The sequence below is a fragment of the Azonexus hydrophilus genome, from assembly GCF_038368255.1.
In the GTDB taxonomy this organism is placed as follows: Bacteria; Pseudomonadota; Gammaproteobacteria; order Burkholderiales; family Rhodocyclaceae; genus Azonexus; species Azonexus hydrophilus.
This window is the reverse complement of sequence record NZ_CP151406.1, coordinates 601,972-620,071: the sequence shown is the minus strand read 5'-3', so window position 1 is coordinate 620,071 and position 18,100 is coordinate 601,972. Positions and strand designations below refer to the sequence as shown.

At 64.6% G+C, this 18,100-nt stretch carries 14 protein-coding genes; 4 read left to right on the top strand and 10 right to left on the bottom strand.

Going from position 1 to position 18,100, the window contains the following annotated elements; translation table 11 throughout:
• Positions 1-82: 82 nt before the first annotated feature.
• Genes AADV58_RS03015 through AADV58_RS02995 form a run of 5 tightly spaced genes read right to left on the bottom strand, consistent with a single transcriptional unit; the run spans position 83 to position 8,943 of the window.
• The gene (locus tag AADV58_RS03015; RefSeq protein ID WP_341744045.1) at positions 83-5,482 is read right to left on the bottom strand and encodes an Hpt domain-containing protein; all 5,400 of its coding nucleotides are present in this window, start codon (positions 5,480-5,482) and stop codon (positions 83-85) included.
• A gap of 19 nt (positions 5,483-5,501) precedes the next feature.
• On the bottom strand, positions 5,502-7,628 hold the full coding sequence (locus tag AADV58_RS03010; RefSeq protein WP_028993645.1) for a methyl-accepting chemotaxis protein: 2,127 nt from the start codon (positions 7,626-7,628) through the stop codon (positions 5,502-5,504).
• 39 nt (positions 7,629-7,667) lie between these two features.
• Entirely contained in the window at positions 7,668-8,180 is a 513-nt protein-coding gene (locus tag AADV58_RS03005) for a chemotaxis protein CheW (RefSeq protein WP_028993646.1), read from the bottom strand.
• Positions 8,181-8,185: 5 nt separating this feature from the next.
• Complete coding sequence (locus AADV58_RS03000) at positions 8,186-8,551, bottom strand: response regulator transcription factor (RefSeq protein ID WP_028993647.1); 366 nt, start codon at positions 8,549-8,551, stop codon at positions 8,186-8,188.
• Between the two features lie 14 nt (positions 8,552-8,565).
• Positions 8,566-8,943: a response regulator gene (locus tag AADV58_RS02995; RefSeq protein WP_051295196.1), complete on the bottom strand. Its 378-nt coding sequence runs from the start codon at positions 8,941-8,943 to the stop codon at positions 8,566-8,568.
• Positions 8,944-9,167: 224 nt separating this feature from the next.
• Between AADV58_RS02995 and thiD the strand changes: the two genes are divergently transcribed.
• The 4 genes from thiD to sugE are packed head-to-tail and all read left to right on the top strand — an operon-like array spanning position 9,168 to position 12,268.
• The gene (gene thiD / locus AADV58_RS02990) at positions 9,168-10,031 is read left to right on the top strand and encodes a bifunctional hydroxymethylpyrimidine kinase/phosphomethylpyrimidine kinase (protein ID WP_028993648.1); all 864 of its coding nucleotides are present in this window, start codon (positions 9,168-9,170) and stop codon (positions 10,029-10,031) included.
• Positions 10,018-10,653, top strand: coding sequence for a thiamine phosphate synthase (gene thiE, locus AADV58_RS02985; protein WP_341744044.1), 636 nt, complete (start codon positions 10,018-10,020; stop codon positions 10,651-10,653). The genes thiD and thiE overlap by 14 nt, the downstream gene beginning before the upstream one ends.
• Positions 10,650-11,933 carry a glutamate-1-semialdehyde 2,1-aminomutase gene (gene hemL / locus AADV58_RS02980; RefSeq protein WP_341744043.1) on the top strand — a complete coding sequence of 428 codons (1,284 nt, stop codon included), beginning with the start codon at positions 10,650-10,652 and terminating at the stop codon, positions 11,931-11,933. The genes thiE and hemL overlap by 4 nt, the downstream gene beginning before the upstream one ends.
• Positions 11,930-12,268, top strand: a complete 339-nt coding sequence (sugE, locus tag AADV58_RS02975; RefSeq protein ID WP_028993651.1) for a quaternary ammonium compound efflux SMR transporter SugE — start codon at positions 11,930-11,932, stop codon at positions 12,266-12,268. Before hemL ends, sugE begins: the two co-directional genes overlap by 4 nt.
• On the opposite strand, the gene mgtE is transcribed toward sugE, so the two are convergent.
• From mgtE to AADV58_RS02950, 5 genes are all read right to left on the bottom strand, one after another.
• Complete coding sequence (gene mgtE / locus AADV58_RS02970) at positions 12,269-13,711, bottom strand: magnesium transporter (RefSeq protein WP_028993652.1); 1,443 nt, start codon at positions 13,709-13,711, stop codon at positions 12,269-12,271.
• Positions 13,712-13,788: 77 nt separating this feature from the next.
• Positions 13,789-14,484 (bottom strand): monofunctional biosynthetic peptidoglycan transglycosylase, encoded by a 696-nt coding sequence (mtgA, locus tag AADV58_RS02965; protein WP_281982414.1) that lies wholly within the window; start codon positions 14,482-14,484, stop codon positions 13,789-13,791.
• Positions 14,481-15,305: a shikimate dehydrogenase gene (gene aroE / locus AADV58_RS02960; RefSeq protein ID WP_341744042.1), complete on the bottom strand. Its 825-nt coding sequence runs from the start codon at positions 15,303-15,305 to the stop codon at positions 14,481-14,483. Before aroE ends, mtgA begins: the two co-directional genes overlap by 4 nt.
• Before the next feature lie 3 nt (positions 15,306-15,308).
• On the bottom strand, positions 15,309-16,184 hold the full coding sequence (locus AADV58_RS02955; protein WP_341744041.1) for a TonB family protein: 876 nt from the start codon (positions 16,182-16,184) through the stop codon (positions 15,309-15,311).
• Positions 16,185-16,192: 8 nt separating this feature from the next.
• Complete coding sequence (locus AADV58_RS02950; protein ID WP_341744040.1) at positions 16,193-18,094, bottom strand: ribonuclease catalytic domain-containing protein; 1,902 nt, start codon at positions 18,092-18,094, stop codon at positions 16,193-16,195.
• Positions 18,095-18,100 lie beyond the last annotated feature (6 nt).

The window sequence follows — 18,100 nt, the reverse complement described above, 5'->3', positions numbered from 1 at the left end:
TTGCAATCAACTCCAAATGAGACGAACTCTCATTATAGGGAGCTTCATTCATGACGCGGTACTATCCGCATCATGAATGAAATCAGTGAACCCGGCCGCAGTAGGTCGCCAGCAAACCAAGTAGTTCGTCTTCGTCGTAGGGTTTGCCGAGGTAGTGATTGGCCCCGATTTCCAGCGCGTAATTGCGGTGCTTGTCGGCCGTGCGCGAGGTGATCATGATCACCGGAATATCGCGCAGGCGCTCGTCGGCACGCAGGTTGCGGACGAAGTCGAAGCCGTCCATGCGCGGCATTTCGATATCCGAGAGGATCACGTCGGGCGGTGCGTCGAGCAGGTGCTCCAGCGCATCGACACCATCCTTGGCGAGGATGACCTGATAACCTTCGCGCAACAGCAGGCGGCTGGTGATCTTGCGCACGGTCAGCGAATCATCGACCACCATGACGGTCGGCAGATGCTGGTGTACCGGCGCGGCTTGCGGCTCGACCGGCGCAATCTCGCCGACCACCGGCTGCACGCCCCGGCTGGCCAGTGCCACCGGATTCAGGATCAGCACCACCTGGCCGTCGCCGAGCACGGTTGCGCCGGCAATCCCGACCACGCGGGCAAGCTGGGCGCCGATGTTCTTGACCACCACTTCCTGGTTACCGCGCAATTCGTCAACCAGTACCGCGACGCGTTGCGAACCGGAACGCAGCAGCAACACCCAGTACTGCCGGTGCGCCTCGGGCAGGGCAGCGACATCGCCGAGCAGATGCGGCAGGAAATGGAAGGGGTAGCGATTGCCCTGCCACTCCGCCTCGCCGGCGTCGCGGATTGCGCTCAGGCCCTTTTCCTTCAATTCCAGCACCTGTTCGATCATCGTCGACGGCACGGCGTAGATCTGGCTGCCGGCGCGTACCAGCAGGGTCTGGGTAACGGCCAGGGTCAGCGGCAGGTAGAGGTTGAAAACCGTTCCGCGACCCGGCTCGGAGATGATCTCGATGCGTCCGCCCAGGGCACCGACCGCCGTCTTCACCACGTCCATACCGACACCGCGGCCGGCGACCTGGGTCAATTCGGTGGCGGTCGAGAAACCCGGCTGGAAGATGAAATCGAGCAGGGCGGCATCGCTGATTTCCTGCCCCGACTGGAGCAGACCGAGCGCTTCGGCGCGTTCGCGGATACGCGCCCGGTCCAGCCCCCGGCCGTCGTCGGACAGCGACAGGATGATTTCGTTGGCTTCCTGGGCAAGCTTGAGGGTGATTTCACCGGTTTCCGGCTTGTCTGCCGCCTGCCGCTGCTCACGCGCTTCGATGCCGTGGGTCACGGCATTGCGCAGCATGTGCTCGATCGGCCCCATGATTTTTTCGAGGACAGAGCGGTCGACTTCGACATGGCCGCCGACGATATCGAAGTTGGCGCGCTTGCCGACTTCCTTCGCGGTCTGCCGGACGATGCGGTACAGACGCTCCGCCTGGCTGACGAAGGGCAGCATGCGCACGCCCATCAGTTCCTGCTGCAAACCGCGGTTCAGGCGTGCCTGCGCCAGGATCGCCGCGTTGGCGTCGTCGAGGTTCTTCAACAGGTTCTGCTGGACGGTCGCCACGTCGTTGACCGACTCGGCCATGAAGCGCGTCAGTTCCTGGAAGCGGGTGAAGCGGTCGAGTTCGAGCGGGTCGAATTCGGCCTGGCCTTCGTGCGCCTGGGCAACGCGTGCCTGGATCTGGGTTTCTGCCTGGATTTCGATTTCGCGCAACTGACGGCGCAGACGGATGACGTTTTCCGTGAGGTCGAGCAGCGAGCCCTTGAGGCTGCGCATTTCGCCTTCGATCCGCGCCCGGGCGATCGACAATTCGCCGGCCTCGTTGACCAGACGGTCGACCAGATCGGCGCGCACGCGCAGCATGGCGCGCTGGCCGCTGCCTTCGCTGTCGGTCTCGGGATCGCCCGCCAGTAGCGGTGCGACCTCGGTCGGCACGATCTCGCCGCCGGCCGGTGCTTCGCCGGGGCTTTCCTCCTCGGCCGGGCCGCTGCGTAGCCGCTCGGTGGCCACGGCCAGGGCATCGCAACCGGCTTCGATTTCATCGATCAGGGCAGCACTGGCGGTACCCGCCTTGATTGCCTCCTGGACCCGGGCTTCGAGCAAATGTGTCGCTTCGCCCAGGTTCATCGCCCCGGCCATCCGGGCATTGCCCTTGAAGGTATGCAGCAGGCGAGCAATCGCCCGTGGTGGCGCTTCTTCGCCCGGGCCGATGCGCCAGGCGCGCAGTTGTTCGGTGAGCTCACGCAGTTGATCCGCGGCTTCCTCGAGGAAGATCGGCAGCAACTGCTCGTCCAGTTCGTCGGTCAGCTGGCGGACCGGCTCGACCGGCGGCGGCAATTCGTCCACCACCGGCACCGGAATCTCGGCGGCATCCTGGCGCATGCCCGGTAAGGGAATGATCTGCGCCCCGCTAGCTGCCTCGTCGGGGGCTGCGGCAGACTCGACGATGGCTCCAGGGTGAAAGATGTCTTCCAGGGCCGCCAAAAGTTGCGGCTGATCTTCCGGCAGCTGTTGCGCAGCCAGTCCGGCGAACATTTCTTCCAGCGTCAGGATGGCCTGACGCACGGTTTCCAGACCTTCGATACTGTCCGGCTGGGCCGAGGTATCGCGGCGCAACAGGGCATGTTCCAGCGCATAAGCCAGGTGATGCAGCGGCATCAGGCCAACGGTGGCGGCGATGCCGCCGAGCGTATGGGCGGCCCGCGTCATTTCGAAGGTCGTCGGTACGGCTGGCTCGGCTTCCAGCGCAGCGAAGCTGTCGACCAGGGTTTGCAGATGACCACGCGCTTCCTCGCGGAAGATGTCGTACAAGGTCTGCGCTGTGCCCTGAGCTAGCGTTTCCGCTTCGGTTTCGGCAAACAGCGCCCCGGGCTCTTCCAGCTCCAGTTCGAACCCGCCTTCGAGTTCAGGAAATGCCACATCGGCAGCGGGCTCGTCGATATCGACCGCAGGTGTCGCCTCGACTGACGGCGGCACTTCCTCCGGCAAGGGCTCAGCGACCGGCGCCGCATCCACGACCGGCGGCACGGCAACCGGCGTTGGCTCGGCCGGCTGCTCGGTGGTACCACGCATGGCGGCGGCGAGCGCGACCAAATGGGCGGCATCCGGCATCTGGCCGGTACCGCTTTCAAGCAGGGCAACCCATTCGCTGAAAACCCGATGTTCTTCGTCGATCAAGGCCAACAACTCGGGGGTCACGGCGATATCCTGACGCAACCACAGGTTCAGGGTCTGCTCGACGGCCCAGGCCGTTTCGCCGAGTTCGACCAGGCCGACCATGCGCCCGGAACCCTTCAGGGTATGGGTGCACCGGCGGATCGTCGTCAATGCCTCACGGTCGTGCACGTCGGCCGCCAGCAGCGACTTCTGGGTGGCCATTTCGGCCAGCACTTCGTGGCCTTCCTCGATGAAGATAGCCAGCAACTCGGCGTCGATTTCCTCGTGACTGGAACTGGCCAGCTGCAGGGTTTCCGCCGACGGTTGCGGCGCATCGACCCGGGAGACGCGCAGGCCGGACAGGGCGACATCGACCTGCTCGCCCGACTCCAGCGCCGCCAGCACCGCCTTGGCGGATTCACCCAGTTCGCGGTCGGCAACCAGGTCGGCGTCTTTCTGGATGGCTTCGAGATTCTGCTTGAGTTCCTGCAGACGCTGGTCGTCCGGGGCTTCGCGCAATGCGCTGGCGAGCGCCTTGGCTTCGCGCGCCTGTTGCGCCAGTTCGGCTTCGACGGTCAATGCCGCTTCGGCCGCAGCATCGGTATCGGCCACCAGCTCATCGCCATGCAGACGACGGACGAAGGTGTCGTAACTGCTCTCACCGTGCTGCAGCGCGTCGATGAAGAAACCGAGCGCCGACAATTCGTCGGCGACCTGCTGGAAGTCGACATCCTGCGGCTGGTAACCGGCAGCGGCAAAGGCTTCGATGTGCGTAGTCGTGCGCTTCAGGCTGGCGACGGCGGAAAAATGTCCGAGCATGGCCAGTGCCCCGCCGACCTGCTTGAGCGGCGCGTCCAGCGCAGCCATCTCGAAGCCCTTGGCCGGCGAACGGAAGAAGGCGTCGAGCGTCTGCTCGATCTGCGCCAGGTTGCTCTGGATTTCCCGGCCGACCTGGGCAATCAGCAATTTTTCCTGTGCCCGCCGCGTCATTTCGTCGAGCAGCGGAATATCACTGGCCGTGGCCGCACGCCCGGCGATGCAGGCATGGATGCGGTCGACCATCAGGTCGACCTGCTGGGCGAAGTCGGCGCCGAGACGCAGGAAATTTTCGTGGGCGTTCTGCAGCAGCAGGATGGCCGTTGCCACTTCCATGGCTACGCCGTCGTTGAAACGCTTGACGTCGTCCTGCAACCAGCCGGCAATCGCCGCCAGCGCCTGACCGAGCCGCTTCAGGTCGGTATGACCGATTTCCCCGGTGACCTGAGCTGCTGCCTGGGCCAGCTCGCCGACGTTGACCAGGCTGCCCGGGCTGCCCGAACAGTACTTGCTCCAGACCTCCTCGATGCTGACGAGAATTTCGCGCAAGCGTCGCAGTGCCTGTTCCTGGACATCGGGCAGGGTCTGCAGCGAAGCCACGGCCGGCAGGTGCGCGGGCAGGTCGAAAATATGCTGCGCCTGGGCAACCAGCGAGTCCGCTCCGGCCGGGGTCCGGGCAACGTAGTACAGCGCCTCGCGCATCACGCGTTCGGCCAGTTTGCCGGAGCCGTCGAGCAGACGACGGATCTGCAGGTCGATGCGCGCACAGAGTTGCCTGGCCAGCGGCTCGACCGAGATATCCGGATTGTCCAGCGCCTCGAGGAATGCCTGCGAGACCCACCAGAACGAACGCGCACCGGAGGTCGGCTGGATGGCTTCGATCGCCGCCAGCGCTTCGCTCATCGCCTGCCGGCCGCTGGCCTTCTGCTCGGGCTGGGTCAGCCATTTGAGCAAGCCCTTCTGGAAACGGGTGCGCTGCTTGCGCAGGACCTTGTGCATTTCCTCCGGCGTCAGCGCCGGTGGGGTCACGGTCGAGCGCGGCGGGCGCAGGCTCAGGTCGGGATAGAACAGGTCACCCGGATGCACCGGCGGCAAGCCGCGGACTTCGGCCAGACGGGAACAGAGCGGCATCATGCGCAGCGGCTGGTGCGGTTCGCCGGCAAGCAGGTCGTCGAGATACTGGCGCAACCCGGCCAGCGCCTCGTGGGCGACCGACTGCGCCGCTTCACTGGCCGGCAGGCGTTCCTCCTCCAGCGCCAGCAGCAGGGCTTCGAGCGACTCGGTCAACTCCGTGATGCCGTTCAGACCGACGATGTCGAGCGCGCCATGAACCTGGTGCACATGGGTGCGGCAGAATTTCAACTGCGTCGCATCGGCATTCGCCACGAACTGGTCGAGCGCTTCCTCGGCGCGTAGCAGCGCCTGGTCGATCTCGCCCTTGACCCACGTCAGCGGGCCCAAATCGAATTCAGTTGCCGCGTTCATGCTCTCTCGCGTTGGTGGCTCAATCGACCTTGAAACCGGCGACCGAGCCCTTGAGTTCGGAAGCCAGCGCGGACAGTTCATCAACGGCCTCGGCGGTACGCTGCGTACCCGCCGTGGTCTGTTCGGTGACGCGCAGGATATCCTGCATCAGACGCGCCACCTGGGTGGCCGAGTCGGCCTGGCTCTGGGTGGAGCTGGAAATTCGCTGAATCAGGCTAGCCAGATCACGGGACACCTGACCGATTTCGGACAGCGCCTGGCCGGCCGCGTCGGACAGCTTGGCGCCCTCGACCACACCCTGGGTCGATTGTTCCATGGCGGATACGGCGTCCTGGGTATCGGTCTGAATGGTCTTGACGATGGCTGCAATCTGCTTGGTCGCCTCGCCGGAACGTTCGGCCAGCCGCTGCACTTCCTCGGCAACGACGGTGAAGCCGCGCCCGGCATCGCCGGCCGATGCGGCCTGGATGGCGGCGTTCAGCGCGAGCACGTTGGTCTGTTCGGTAATGTCGGAAATCAGTTCAACGATTTCGCCGATCTCCTGCGAGCTTTCGCCGAGGCGCTTGATCCGCTTCGAGGTTTCCTGGATCTGGTTGCGGATTTCATTCATGCCCTTGATCGAGTCCTGCACCGCCTGCGTCCCCTTTTCGGCAGCCTGCAGCGACTGGTTTGCCACCTGTGCCGACTGGGCGGCGTTGCTCGACACCTCGGTCATCGAACGGGCCATGTCCAGCGCCGACTGACCGGCTTCCTGAATTTCGACCGACTGACGTTCGGCAGCGGTGAGCAGCTCGGCCGACGTCTGGCGGGCGATTTCGGTCGCCGCCGTCACCCGGTTCGCCGCATCGTTGATGCGGCCGACCAGCACGCGCAGTTCTTCAATCGTGTAGTTGATCGAGTCGGCGATGGCGCCGGTGATGTTCTCGCTGACGGTTGCAGTCACGGTCAGGTCGCCGTCGGCGAGGTCGCCGAGTTCGTTCATCAGCCGCAGAATGGCGTCCTGGTTCTCGCGGTTGACCTGTTCGGAACCGAGGCGCTGCTTTTCAACTTCCTGGGTACGCCGTTCAGCGTCGTCGCGATAGACCTGCACCAGCTTGGCCAGGGCGGCCAGGGCCACCAGAACGAGAACCAGCACCGAGACGATGAAACCGCCACGTCCGCTGAGCGCCTCTTGATAACCGCGCGCCAGTTCGTCGGTTGCCTTGAGCAGTTCCTCGCTGTCGCGGAAGATGCGCGAACCGGCCTGCTTGGACAGGACCAGCGGCTGCATGTTGCCGAGAATGCCGGAAATGGCCGTTTCGTAATCCTTGAAGGCGGTTTCCAGCGCCTCGACCTTGGCCCGGGTATCGGCATCGGTCACACCGCGACCCAGTCCCTGCATCAATTCACGGAAGTTGTTGGTGTCCTTACCCAGCAGGAAGGCCACTTCGGGATTGATTTCAGCACCGACCAGCAGTGCCGAAGCGTTCTTGGCAATCCGTTGCGTCAACATCACCAGCTGGTTGGCCGCAGCGATGTCGCGGGCACCGGCGCCCGACTGCAGCTTGAGGGCGGCGACCTGCTCGGTCAGTTCAAGCATGATGGCGTTGTTGTCGTCGATGGTTGCCACGTTGCGACCCAACTCGATCAGGTTCTTCTCCTGGCCGATCACGGTCGCGGCATCTTTTTCGGACTGGGTCCAGCGCTCGCTCAGCGCATCAAGCTGCGCCTGCACGGCCAGCGGCGAAGCACCGACGCTGACGTTGCCGAGTTCGCCGCCGCGCGTGAGCTTTTCCATCAGGTCAGCGAAGGTGGCGCGCGACTCCTTGAGTTGGGCAAAAGCCACCGGGTCGCCCTGCAGGGCCAGCGAGGAGGCCTTGGCCAGACGCTGCGAGAGCATCCGCATTTCACCGGCAGCCGCCACATAGGCGGTCGCCTGGGCGGAGTCACGGTTGTCGCGGGCAACCAGCACACCAATGACCAGCAGGACAGCGAAGAACACGCCGCCCAGGATCTTCATCTGCTGGGTGGCCGACTTGCCGGCCAGGAAACCCGGACCGGCAGCCTTCTTGGCCGGCGCAGCCGGCAATTCGTCCCCGGTGACGGTCAGCGGCGACACGTCCTTCTTCGATGCCCCGAATTTCGGGAGTTTGAAGCTCAAAGCCATTTCTACCCTCCACTTGGGCTCCGTCAATGGAGCCCGCGCTTAAATTCCAATATTCATGAACCCGCGATCGGCGAGCAGTTCGCGCACCGCCAGCTTGCGCCAGACCTTGCCGTCAGTATCGGTGAAGCGCTGCCGGCCCCAGACCGGAAATGCTTCGTCGGCCGCCATCGGCTGAAAATTTTCGGGCTTCTTCAGACCGAGCATCCGCGACACCAGCAGGGCGGCATTCGAACCATGACGGACGCCGATCAGCAGCAAGCGGGTATTGACGTTGCGCGGCGTCGGCGGCGCGCCGAGGAAAGCCGCGAAATCGGTCACCGCATAAAGATTGCCGCGCACGTTGGCGATGCCCGAGAACCAGGGGTGCACCAGCGGCACACCAGCCAGCTGCGGCGCCTGCACGATCTCGCCGCCGTCCGAGAGGTCGATCAGCCAGCCTTCGCCAGCGACATCGAGCCCCAGCCAGGAAGCGCCCCCATGCCCCTGCGCCGCCTCACTGAGGCGGCCGGCCAGGTAAGCCTGAAAATCCCGGAGACTGCTCTTGCGCGCCATGACAGTCAGGGCAAGGCAGCAATACGTTGCAGCAATTCCTGGGGATTGAGCGGCTTGACCAGATAATCGACCGCCCCCTGACGCAGCCCCCAGATCTTGTCGGTTTCCTGCCCCTTGGAGGTACAGACAATGACCGGGATATGCTTGGTTTCCTCGTCGCGGGTCAGCGTCCGGGTCGCCTGATAACCGTTCAGACCGGGCATGACCACGTCCATCAGGATCAGGTCGGGTTTGGTGGCCTTGGCCTTGGCAATGCCTTCCTCGCCATTCTCGGCAGTGGACACGAGATAACCGGCCTTGCTGAGCAGATCGACGGCAAAAAAGCGTTCGGTGGGCGAATCGTCGATGACGAGAATATTCTTGACGGGCATGCGTGCTCCCTGAACTACGACTGTGTGGTTTGTGTTTCCGCCGGCAGTGCAAAGGTCGCGACCGTTTGCAGCAGGCTGTCCTTGGTGAAGGGTTTGGTCAGGTACTGATCGGACCCGACCATGCGCCCGCGCGCCCGGTCGAACAGGCCGTCCTTGGACGACAGCATGATCACCGGCGTGGTCTTGAAGCGGGGGTTTTTCTTGATCAGTGCGCAGGTCTGATAACCGTCAAGCCGGGGCATCATGATGTCGCAAAACACCACGGCCGGCTGGTGGTCGGCAATCTTGGCCAGGGCGTCGAATCCATCCTCGGCGAGCACGACCTGACAGCCGGCCTGGACGAGAAATATCTCGGCGCTCCGGCGTATCGTGTTGCTGTCGTCGATGACCATGACGCGAACGCCGCGCAGTCTCGATAAATCAGTCAATTCCCTGCCCCCTGAGTGTTTCTTGGCGCACTTGGCATATAGCTGTCATCTTACTACGGAACTCGGGGGGGGCCGCAATGCCTGTACATTGTTTCGGGCTTTCGGACAGAACTCGGAGAGAACGGGATTCGGATAGAATCCGGGCATTCAACCAGAAAGTACCGCACCGCACTACGGTGCCTTTCCCGATGCAGAAAACGCGCACCACCCCGGCCACGCCACCGCAGGTTCTTGTCTTTGCCGCCAGCGATCCGACCTGCGGCGCCGGCATCCAGGCCGACATCCTGACCCTGGCCAGCCTGGGTTGCCACCCGCTGACCGCCCTGACGGCCGTCACCGTGCAGGACACCACCGGCGTCAGCAGCCTGCAGCCGCTCAGCGCCGAACTGCTCGAACAGCAGGCACGCGCGGTGCTGGAAGACATGCCGGTTGCCGCCTTCAAGATCGGCCTGCTCGGCAGCGTCGAAAACGTCCTGGCCGTTGCCGAGATCGTTTCCGATTACCCCGACATCCCGCTGATTTTCGATCCCGTGCTGGCGTCCGGTCGCGGCGACGAACTGTCCGGCGAGGAAATCATCGCCGCGATGCGCGAGATGCTGCTGCCGCAGACCACCATCATCACGCCCAATGCGCCGGAAGCCCGCCGCCTGGCCGAAAGCGACGAGGATGAAAACGAGCCGTCGCTCGACGTCTGCGCCGCCCGCCTGATCGAGATGGGCGCCCAGTACGTGCTGATCACCGGCACCCACGAAAACACGCCGCTGGTGGTCAATACCCTCTACAACGACCAGGGCGTGCTCCGCCACGACCGCTGGGAACGCCTGCCCGGCAGCTATCACGGTTCGGGCTGCACGCTGGCCTCGGCGATTGCCGGCTGCATTGCCGGCGGCGCCAGTATCGAGGAAGCCGTGCGCGATGCCCAGGATTACACCTGGCAGGCCCTGGACAAAGGCTTCCGCGCCGGCATGGGGCAGTTCATTCCCGACCGCATGTTCTGGGCCCGCGAGGACAGCGAAGAGCAAGAGAAGGACAAAGGCGATGCGCCGGCCTGAACTGCGCGGTCTCTACGCGGTGACGCCGGAAAGCACTGACGGCGCCGCGCTGCTGCGCCAGGTCGAAGCGGCACTGGCCGGCGGCTGCCGCATCGTCCAGTTGCGCGACAAAGAAAGCCGGATGAGCGAACGTCTCGCCCGCGCCCACGCGCTGCGTGCCGCCACCCGGCGCCACGGTGCGCTGCTGCTGATCAACGACGATCTGGCGCTGTGCCAACTGGTCGATGCCGACGGCGTGCACCTCGGTCGCGACGACGGCGACCTGCACATCGCCCGCGCCATCCTCGGCCCCGGGCGCATCCTCGGCGCCTCCTGCTACGCCGACCTCGACGCAGCCCGTAGCGCGATTGCGGCAGGTGCCGACTACGTCGCCTTCGGCGCCGCCTTTGCCTCGCCGACCAAACCCGACGCCGCGTCCGCCCCACTGGCGCTGTACACCCGGGCCTGCGCCGAACTCGACGCGCCGGTCTGCGCCATCGGCGGCATCACCGTCGCCAACGCGGCGCCGCTGATCGATGCCGGCGTTGACCTGCTGGCCGTCATCACCGACCTTTTCTCGGCGCCGGACATCGAAGCCCGCGCCAACCAGTATCAACGTCTTTTTGCGAAAGCCCGACCATGACCTCACGTAACGAAGAACTCTTTGCCCGTGCCCAGAAACACATCCCCGGCGGCGTCAATTCGCCGGTGCGCGCCTTCCGCTCGGTCGGCGGCACGCCACTGTTCTTCAAGAAGGGCGTCGGCAGCCAGGTCCAGGACGCCGACGGCAAGTGGTACACCGACTACGTTGGCTCCTGGGGCCCGATGATTCTCGGCCACGCCCACCCGCAGGTCATTGCCGCGGTCCAGGAAGCCGTCGTCGACGGCCTGTCGTTCGGCGCGCCGACCGAGCGCGAGGTTGAGATCGCCGACCTGCTGTGCGAGATGGTGCCGTCGCTCGACATGGTCCGCCTGGTGTCTTCGGGCACCGAAGCGACCATGAGCGCGATCCGCCTGGCGCGCGGCTTTACCGGCCGCGACATCCTGGTCAAGTTCGAAGGCTGCTATCACGGCCACGCCGATCACCTGCTGGTCAAGGCCGGCTCCGGCCTGCTCACCTTCGGCAACCCGTCTTCCGGCGGCGTTCCCGCCGGCACCGCCGAAACGACCATGGTCCTGACCTACAACGATCCGCAGGGCCTGGCCGAAGCGTTCAAGGCGCACGGCGACAAGATCGCCGCCGTGATCGTCGAGCCGGTGGTCGGCAACATGAACCTGATCGCACCGACGCCGGAATTCCTCAAGGCCATGCGCGACCTGACCGCGCAATACGGCGCCGTGCTCATTTTCGACGAAGTGATGACTGGCTTCCGCGTCGGCCTGAAAAGCGCGCAGGGCCTGTTCGGCATCACCCCCGACCTGTCCACCTTCGGCAAGGTGGTCGGCGGCGGCATGCCGATGGGCGCCTTCGGCGGTCGCCGCGAGATCATGGAAAAGATCGCCCCGCTCGGTCCGGTTTACCAAGCGGGCACCTTGTCCGGCAACCCCATCGCCACCGCGGCCGGCCTGGCCACGCTGAAGCTGATCCAGGCGCCGGGTTTCTACGAGACGCTGACGGCGAAAACCAAGGCGCTGTGCGACGGCCTGGTTGCCGCCGCCAACAAGCACGGTGTCGCCTTCGCCGCCCAGAACGTCGGCGGCATGTTCGGCCTCTATTTTGCTGAGCGCTGCCCTGGCACCTACGACGAAGTCCTGGCCTGCGACAAGGAAGCCTTCAACCGCTTCTTCCACGCGATGATCGCTGCCGGCCACTATTTCGCCCCGTCGGCGTTTGAAGCCGGTTTCGTCTCGGCCGCCCACAGCGATGCCGACATCGCCGGCACCATCGCCGCTGCGGATGCCTGGTTCGGACAAGCGCAATGAGTACCGCGACTGCCTGGATCGTCCTCTTTTTCGCCGGCCTGTGCGAAATCGGCTGGGCGGTTGGCCTGAAGTACACCGAAGGGTTTTCGCGCCTGTGGCCGAGCGTGGCGACAGTCATCGCCATGATCGTCAGCGTCGTCCTGCTCGGCTGGTCGCTGAAGACCCTGCCGCTGGGCACTGCCTACGCGGTGTGGACCGGCATCGGCGCGGTCGGCACGGCCATCTGCGGCATGGTCCTGTTCGGTGAATCGCGCGAGGCGCTGCGCCTGGCCAGCATCGCCCTGATCGTTGCCGGCATCGTCGGGCTCAAGCTGCTGACGCCCGACAGCCACTGATCACATCAGGAACAGCGTCGCCAGGCCGAGGAAGATGAAGAAGCCGCCGGAATCGGTGAGCGCGGTGATCATCACCGAGCCACCGATGGCCGGGTCGGCGCCGAATTTCTGGCGCATCAGCGGAATGCCGACACCGGCCGACGCAGCAAGCAGCAGGTTGAGCGTCATCGCCGCGGTCATCACCAGTCCGAGCTGGTAGCTGTCGTACAGCCACCAGGCGGCGACGCCAAGCAGGCTGCCCCAGAGCAGACCGTTGATGCTGGCCACCCCGAGTTCCTTGCGCAGCAGGCGGCGCATCGCGTCCGGCTGGACCTGACCCATGGCGATCGCGCGCACGATCATGGTGATTGTCTGGTTGCCGGAATTGCCGCCGATGCCAGCGACAATCGGCATCAGCGCGGCCAGCGCCACCAACTTCTCGATCGAGTCCTCGAAAGCGCCGATCACGCGCGACGCCAGGAAGGCCGTAACCAGGTTGATCGCCAGCCAGGCCCAACGGTTCTTCACCGAGTCCCAGACCGAGGCGAAGATGTCTTCTTCCTCGCGCAGACCGGCGTGCGCCAGTTGCTCCTGTTCGGCTTCCTCGCGGATGAAGTCAACCACGTCGTTGACGGTGACGCGGCCGAGCAACCTGCCTTCCGGATCAACCACCGGCGCCGACACCAGGTCATAGCGCTCGAAGGCCTTGGCGGCATCCTCGGCATCGTCGTCCGGCTCGAACTCGACGAATTCGGATTTCATCAGCGCGCCGACTTCGACATCAACCTCGTTGACCAGCAGGATGTTCAGCGGCAATACACCTTTCAGGTGTTCCTCGCGATCGATCACGAACAACTGATCGGTGTGATCGGGCAACTCCTCGAAACGGCGCAGGTAGCGGAGCACGACTTCCAGCGTCACATCCTCGCGCACGGTGACCATGTCGAAGTCCATGATCGAACCGACCGAGTCTTCCGCGTAGGACATCGCCGCCCGCAGGTGCTCGCGCTCCTCGGCCGGCAGGCTGCGGAAAACGTCGTCGATGACGCCCTGCGGCAGATCGGGGGCAAGGTCGGCGAGTTCGTCAGCGTCGAGGGTCTCGGCGGCGGCAACAAGTTCGTTGCGGGCCATCGTCTCGATCAGGCTCTCACGTACCGCATCCGAGACTTCGAGCAGGATTTCGCCATCGTGCTCGGCCTTGACCAGATCCCAGACGATCAGACGCTCGTCGGGCGGCAAGGCTTCGAGGATGTAGGCAATGTCAGCCGGGTGCATGGGCTCCAGCTTGTGCTGGAGTTCGTGCAGATGCTGCTTGTGCACCAGGTCTTCGACCAGTTCGTGACGCGGCCCTTCCTGACGGTGAACGAGATCCTCGACCAGCTTGTGCCGGGCGAGCAGGGTCTGCACCTCGGCCAGGCGCTCCTGCAGATCGTCGCTATCGGTCAGTTGGTTGTCTTCGCTCATGGTGCAGTGCCGCAAAAGATGCACCATTTTAGCACCGCCGGGCAGGCTGGCTGCGGGCGAATTGCTGCGGATTTCCCCTAGGGAAGCACCGCCGACGGCATGCGCGCCAGGATGATCGCCGTTTTACGCCCCAGGCCCGGCGCATTGCGGTTGCGGTCGTAAAAGCGCGGATTGGGCACCATCCCGGCCAGCCGGGCGGCCTGGGCCGGCCCCAGTTGGCCGGCACTGACGCCGTAATAATGACGGGCCGCCGCCTCGGCACCGAAAACCCCATTACCCCACTCGATCACGTTGAGATAAACCTCGAAGATCCGCTGCTTGCTCCACAGGTTTTCCAGCATCAAGGTGATCACGGCCTCGTTGGCCTTGCGGAAATAGGACTTGCTCGGCGACAGGAAGAGGTTTTTCGCCAGTTGCTGGCTGATGGTCGAGCCACCGGCGACGAAACGCCCCTTCTTCTGGTTCTTTTCAATGGCTTTCTGGATACCTTCCCAGTCGAAGCCTTCATGATCGACGAACTTGGCGTCTTCGGCAGCGATGATCGCCCGCTTCAGATGCACGGAAATCTTCTCGTACGGCACCCATTGCTGACGCAACTGCGCTTGCGGATCCTTCTGCCTGAGTTCGCTCAGGCGGATTTCCATGAACCGGGTCATGCCGGGGTTGAAGCTGCCCCAGAACATCACCCACAGGAACAACCAGAGCAGCCAGGCAAAAGCCAGCGCCAGCAGGGCCAGCAGCCCCCACTTCAGCCAGCGGCCGACGGCTTTCATCCGCCCAGCGCCGCCCGCAGTTCGGCCAGCACGGGTGCCGTCGCCGGGCGCACGCCACGCCAGACAAAAAAGGCTTCGGCCGCCTGCCCCACCAGCATGCCCAGGCCGTCGGCACAGCGCCCGGCCCCTTGCATCCTGGCCTGGGCGAGAAAAGGCGTTTCCCCCTTGCCGTACATCATGTCGTAAGCCAGCGAGGCCGGTGCAAACAAGTCGGACGGCAGGGGCAGGGCCGCGCCACTCAGACTGGCGGAGGTCGCGTTGATCACCAGATCGAAGGTATTTCCCGCCAGATCGGCGAAAGTCGACGCCCGGACCGGTCCCAGATCGGCAAAGATATCGACCAGCAATTGCGCCTTGTCGCTGCTGCGATTGGCGATCACCAAGGTCGCCGGGCGGGTCGCCAGCAGCGGTTCGACGACGCCTCGTGCGGCACCGCCGGCGCCGAGCAGCAGGATGCGCCGACCGGCCGGCGAGAAGCCGAGATTGTCGACGATATCGGCAACCAGGCCGGCCCCGTCGGTATTGTCGCCGCAGCATTGCCCATCGACGAAACTCAGCGTATTGACCGCGCCGGCCCGCTTGGCCCGCGGCGTCAGCGCCGCGCACATGCGGAAGGCCTCTTCCTTGAACGGCACCGTCACATTGGCACCTCGACCTCCGGCCGCGACGAAGGCTCGCACCGCCTCGGCAAAACCATCGACCGGCGCCAGCCTTGCCTCGTAAATCACCGACTCACCGGTTTCCCGGGCGAAGGCGGCATGAATGAACGGAGACTTGGAATGGGCAATCGGGTTGCCGAAAACGCAGTAAAGATCGGTCATGTTTCAGCGACTGCTTGAATCGAGCGTATCGCCCGGGACGAAATCCCATTCCCGAACGAAGGACAGGATGGTCGCCCCGCCCATCGCCTCGCGCGGGATCGGGCCAAACGGTGCAGCCATCCTGAGGATGCGCATGGCCGCCTGATCGAGGACCTTGTGCCCTGAGGAGCGGGAAATTTCGGCGTTGAACAGGCTGCCGTCCTCAACCCGCAGTTCCACGAAAACAGTGACACGCCCATAGAGTTTACCGCGCGCCGCATCCGGATAATTCAGGGTGCCAATGCGCTCGACCTTCTGTTTCCAGGCATCGAAATACGGCGCCAACGCATATTCCTGAGCGCGCGCACCGACAAATTTCTTCTGCGGCCGCTTGTTGTACTCGTCGACCATTTTGGCAATCTCGCCCTCAAGCCGGGCCATCGCCCGCGCGGCATCGGCAAGGTCGCGCCCACTCAGCGGCGAAGGCACAGGCTGGTCGCTGCGCGTTTCGGCGGTCGCCACCTTGGCCAGGCTGGCGGCCTGGGTCAGCATTTTCTGCTGCGCCGCTTCCAGTTCCTGCACTCGCTTGCGCATCTGCTGCAGATCGCTGCCATCCACTTGCTGGTGGGTCGACGGCAGCGGCGTCCTGGCCCGGCGGTCGGCGTCGGTGTTGCCGCCGCCATCCAGGTTGGCTTGCGCCAGCGCCTGGGCATCACTCGGCGGCCGTTGCGAACGGGCATTGACCAGGATGATGTCGAGCGCCTTCTCGCGCGCCACTTGCGAGGCTTCCGGGAAGGCAAAATGCAGGCTGAGCAGCAGCGCGTGAACCAGCAGCGAGACCCCGATGGCCACCCACAGGCGCCGGTCGTTGCCCGGTGCACGATAGGATATCAGGCGCACTTTCCGGCTCACTGCGTCACGTCCTCCTCAGCCTCCACCGGAGCGGCTACATCGAGCAGGTTCTGGAAACGCATGTCGACTTCCGGGCCGAGCAGGTCGATGTGCTCGACCGACAGGCGCAGACGCTGCCCCGGCAGCAGATCGGGCGGTGCCGACGGCACCCGCACCATCAGCGGCAGATGATCAAGCTTGCACAGTTGCTCGCGGCGCACGGTCGCTTCGATCTCGGCGACCTGATGCTGCTGCAGCCAGCGCAGGCACCAGTAACGCTCCATCAGACGCTGGAATTCGGCGTAGGCGGCGTAGGTCAGTTCGAAATCGCGCATCGCCCCAAACAGCTCGGCCGATTTCTGCGGGAAAGGCGGCGGGTTGCCACGCAGGCAGGCGATCAACTGCCACTGGTTGACCAGGTCGCAGTAGCGGCGCAGCGGCGAGGTCATCCAGGCGTATTGCGGCACGCCCAGGCCTTCGTGCGGCAGCGGCGAGGTGGTCATGCGCACCTTGCCCTGGGTCTGGGCGCGGTACAGGCAGGCAATGTTCTTCTCGGCGAGCAGGCCACCCCAGGTCGAATTGGCAACGATCATCAACTCGGCAACCAGCTTGTCGAGCGGGCTGCCGCGCTTGCGCTCGGAAATCTCGACCGAACAGCTTTCCGGGTCGGCAATGTCGCCGACGATGGCGAAGTTGTAGTCGTTGATGCCCTGCGTCGCCGACGGCTTGCCACGGCGGCCTTCGCAGGCGTTGGCGAAGTGCCACAGGTGCAGCAGTTCGCGGGCAAAGGGCTTGTCCGGCAGGGCGCCGCCGACCGTCTCGGCGTTGAACCAGGGTTCGACGTCGTGGTGACGCAGGTTGTCGGCGATATGCACCAGTTCGACGCAGGATTCGTGGGAAACTACCTCGAACACGTCGTTGACCGTCAGATACAGCGACACCGCCGGGCAATCGACGCCGCCGGCCAGCGTGTAGTTCTGGACCACGGCGTCGGGCAGCATGGTGATCTTGTTGCCGGGCATGTACACCGTCGACAGCCGGGCGCGGGCGACGCCGTCGAGCGGCGAACCGTGTTCGATGGCCAGCCCCGGCGCGGCGATGTGGATGCCGATGCGGGTGCCGATGCCGGGCAGCCAGGTGACCGACAGCGCGTCGTCGATCTCGGTGGTGTTGGCGTCGTCGATCGAGAAGGCGCGCACGCCGGCTTTCGGCAGATCGGACGGCAGGCCGGGCGCCTCAAGCGCCGGAAAGCCGGTGCCCCTGGGAAACTGCTCGTGCAGGAAACGCTTGTAGTGCAGGTGGTAGGCCGACTTGATCGCACCGCACTTGAACAGCAGTTGCGCGGCACTCAGGCCGGTTTCGGCGCAGGCGCTCTCGAAGGCCTTGGTTTCCGGCTTGTTGCGATCCGGCGCGTAGAGCAGGGCATCGGTCAGCGCGCCGATTTCCGGCGGCAGGCGGAATGCCTTCAGCTCGGCGAGCCAGCCTTCCATCGCGAGCGCTTGCTGACGCTTTTTTTCAAGATTGGCCAGAGCAGCTGCGAGAATGTCGGCAGGCGCCTTGCGGAAGCGGCCCTTGCCTTTGCGGTGGAAATAGACGGGCGCGGCGTGCAGGGCAAGCAGGACCGCCGTCGCTTCAACCGACGCGGGGTCGTGTCCGTAGTAATCACGGGCAAAATCCAGAAACGAAAATTCGCCATCGCTGACGCACTCCCACAGGAAATCGGCCTCGATCTCCCCGGCCAGCGGCGTCGCCTGCTCGAGCAGGTGGGCGGCGGAGGGAGTCGCGAAACGCAACAACACGGTGGCGGCCTTGATCTTGCTGCGCTTGCCGGTCGGCATTTCGACCTGCAACGAGCTGTCGTTGTCGGCCATGATGGTGCCGGCCTTGAAGCCGCCGTCTTCTTCAAACAATACATTCATCGGCGG

Excerpts from the sequence above, each read along its gene's own strand:
- AADV58_RS03015 (WP_341744045.1), bottom strand. The coding sequence starts at position 5,482 with ATGAACGCGGCAACTGAATTCGATTTGGGCCCGCTGACGTGGGTCAAG.
- AADV58_RS03010 (WP_028993645.1), bottom strand. The coding sequence starts at position 7,628 with ATGGCTTTGAGCTTCAAACTCCCGAAATTCGGGGCATCGAAGAAGGAC.
- AADV58_RS03005 (WP_028993646.1), bottom strand. The coding sequence starts at position 8,180 with ATGGCGCGCAAGAGCAGTCTCCGGGATTTTCAGGCTTACCTGGCCGGC.
- AADV58_RS03000 (WP_028993647.1), bottom strand. The coding sequence starts at position 8,551 with ATGCCCGTCAAGAATATTCTCGTCATCGACGATTCGCCCACCGAACGC.
- AADV58_RS02995 (WP_051295196.1), bottom strand. The coding sequence starts at position 8,943 with ATGGTCATCGACGACAGCAACACGATACGCCGGAGCGCCGAGATATTT.
- thiD (WP_028993648.1), top strand. The coding sequence starts at position 9,168 with ATGCAGAAAACGCGCACCACCCCGGCCACGCCACCGCAGGTTCTTGTC.
- thiE (WP_341744044.1), top strand. The coding sequence starts at position 10,018 with ATGCGCCGGCCTGAACTGCGCGGTCTCTACGCGGTGACGCCGGAAAGC.
- hemL (WP_341744043.1), top strand. The coding sequence starts at position 10,650 with ATGACCTCACGTAACGAAGAACTCTTTGCCCGTGCCCAGAAACACATC.
- sugE (WP_028993651.1), top strand. The coding sequence starts at position 11,930 with ATGAGTACCGCGACTGCCTGGATCGTCCTCTTTTTCGCCGGCCTGTGC.
- mgtE (WP_028993652.1), bottom strand. The coding sequence starts at position 13,711 with ATGAGCGAAGACAACCAACTGACCGATAGCGACGATCTGCAGGAGCGC.
- mtgA (WP_281982414.1), bottom strand. The coding sequence starts at position 14,484 with ATGAAAGCCGTCGGCCGCTGGCTGAAGTGGGGGCTGCTGGCCCTGCTG.
- aroE (WP_341744042.1), bottom strand. The coding sequence starts at position 15,305 with ATGACCGATCTTTACTGCGTTTTCGGCAACCCGATTGCCCATTCCAAG.
- AADV58_RS02950 (WP_341744040.1), bottom strand. The coding sequence starts at position 18,094 with ATGAATGTATTGTTTGAAGAAGACGGCGGCTTCAAGGCCGGCACCATC.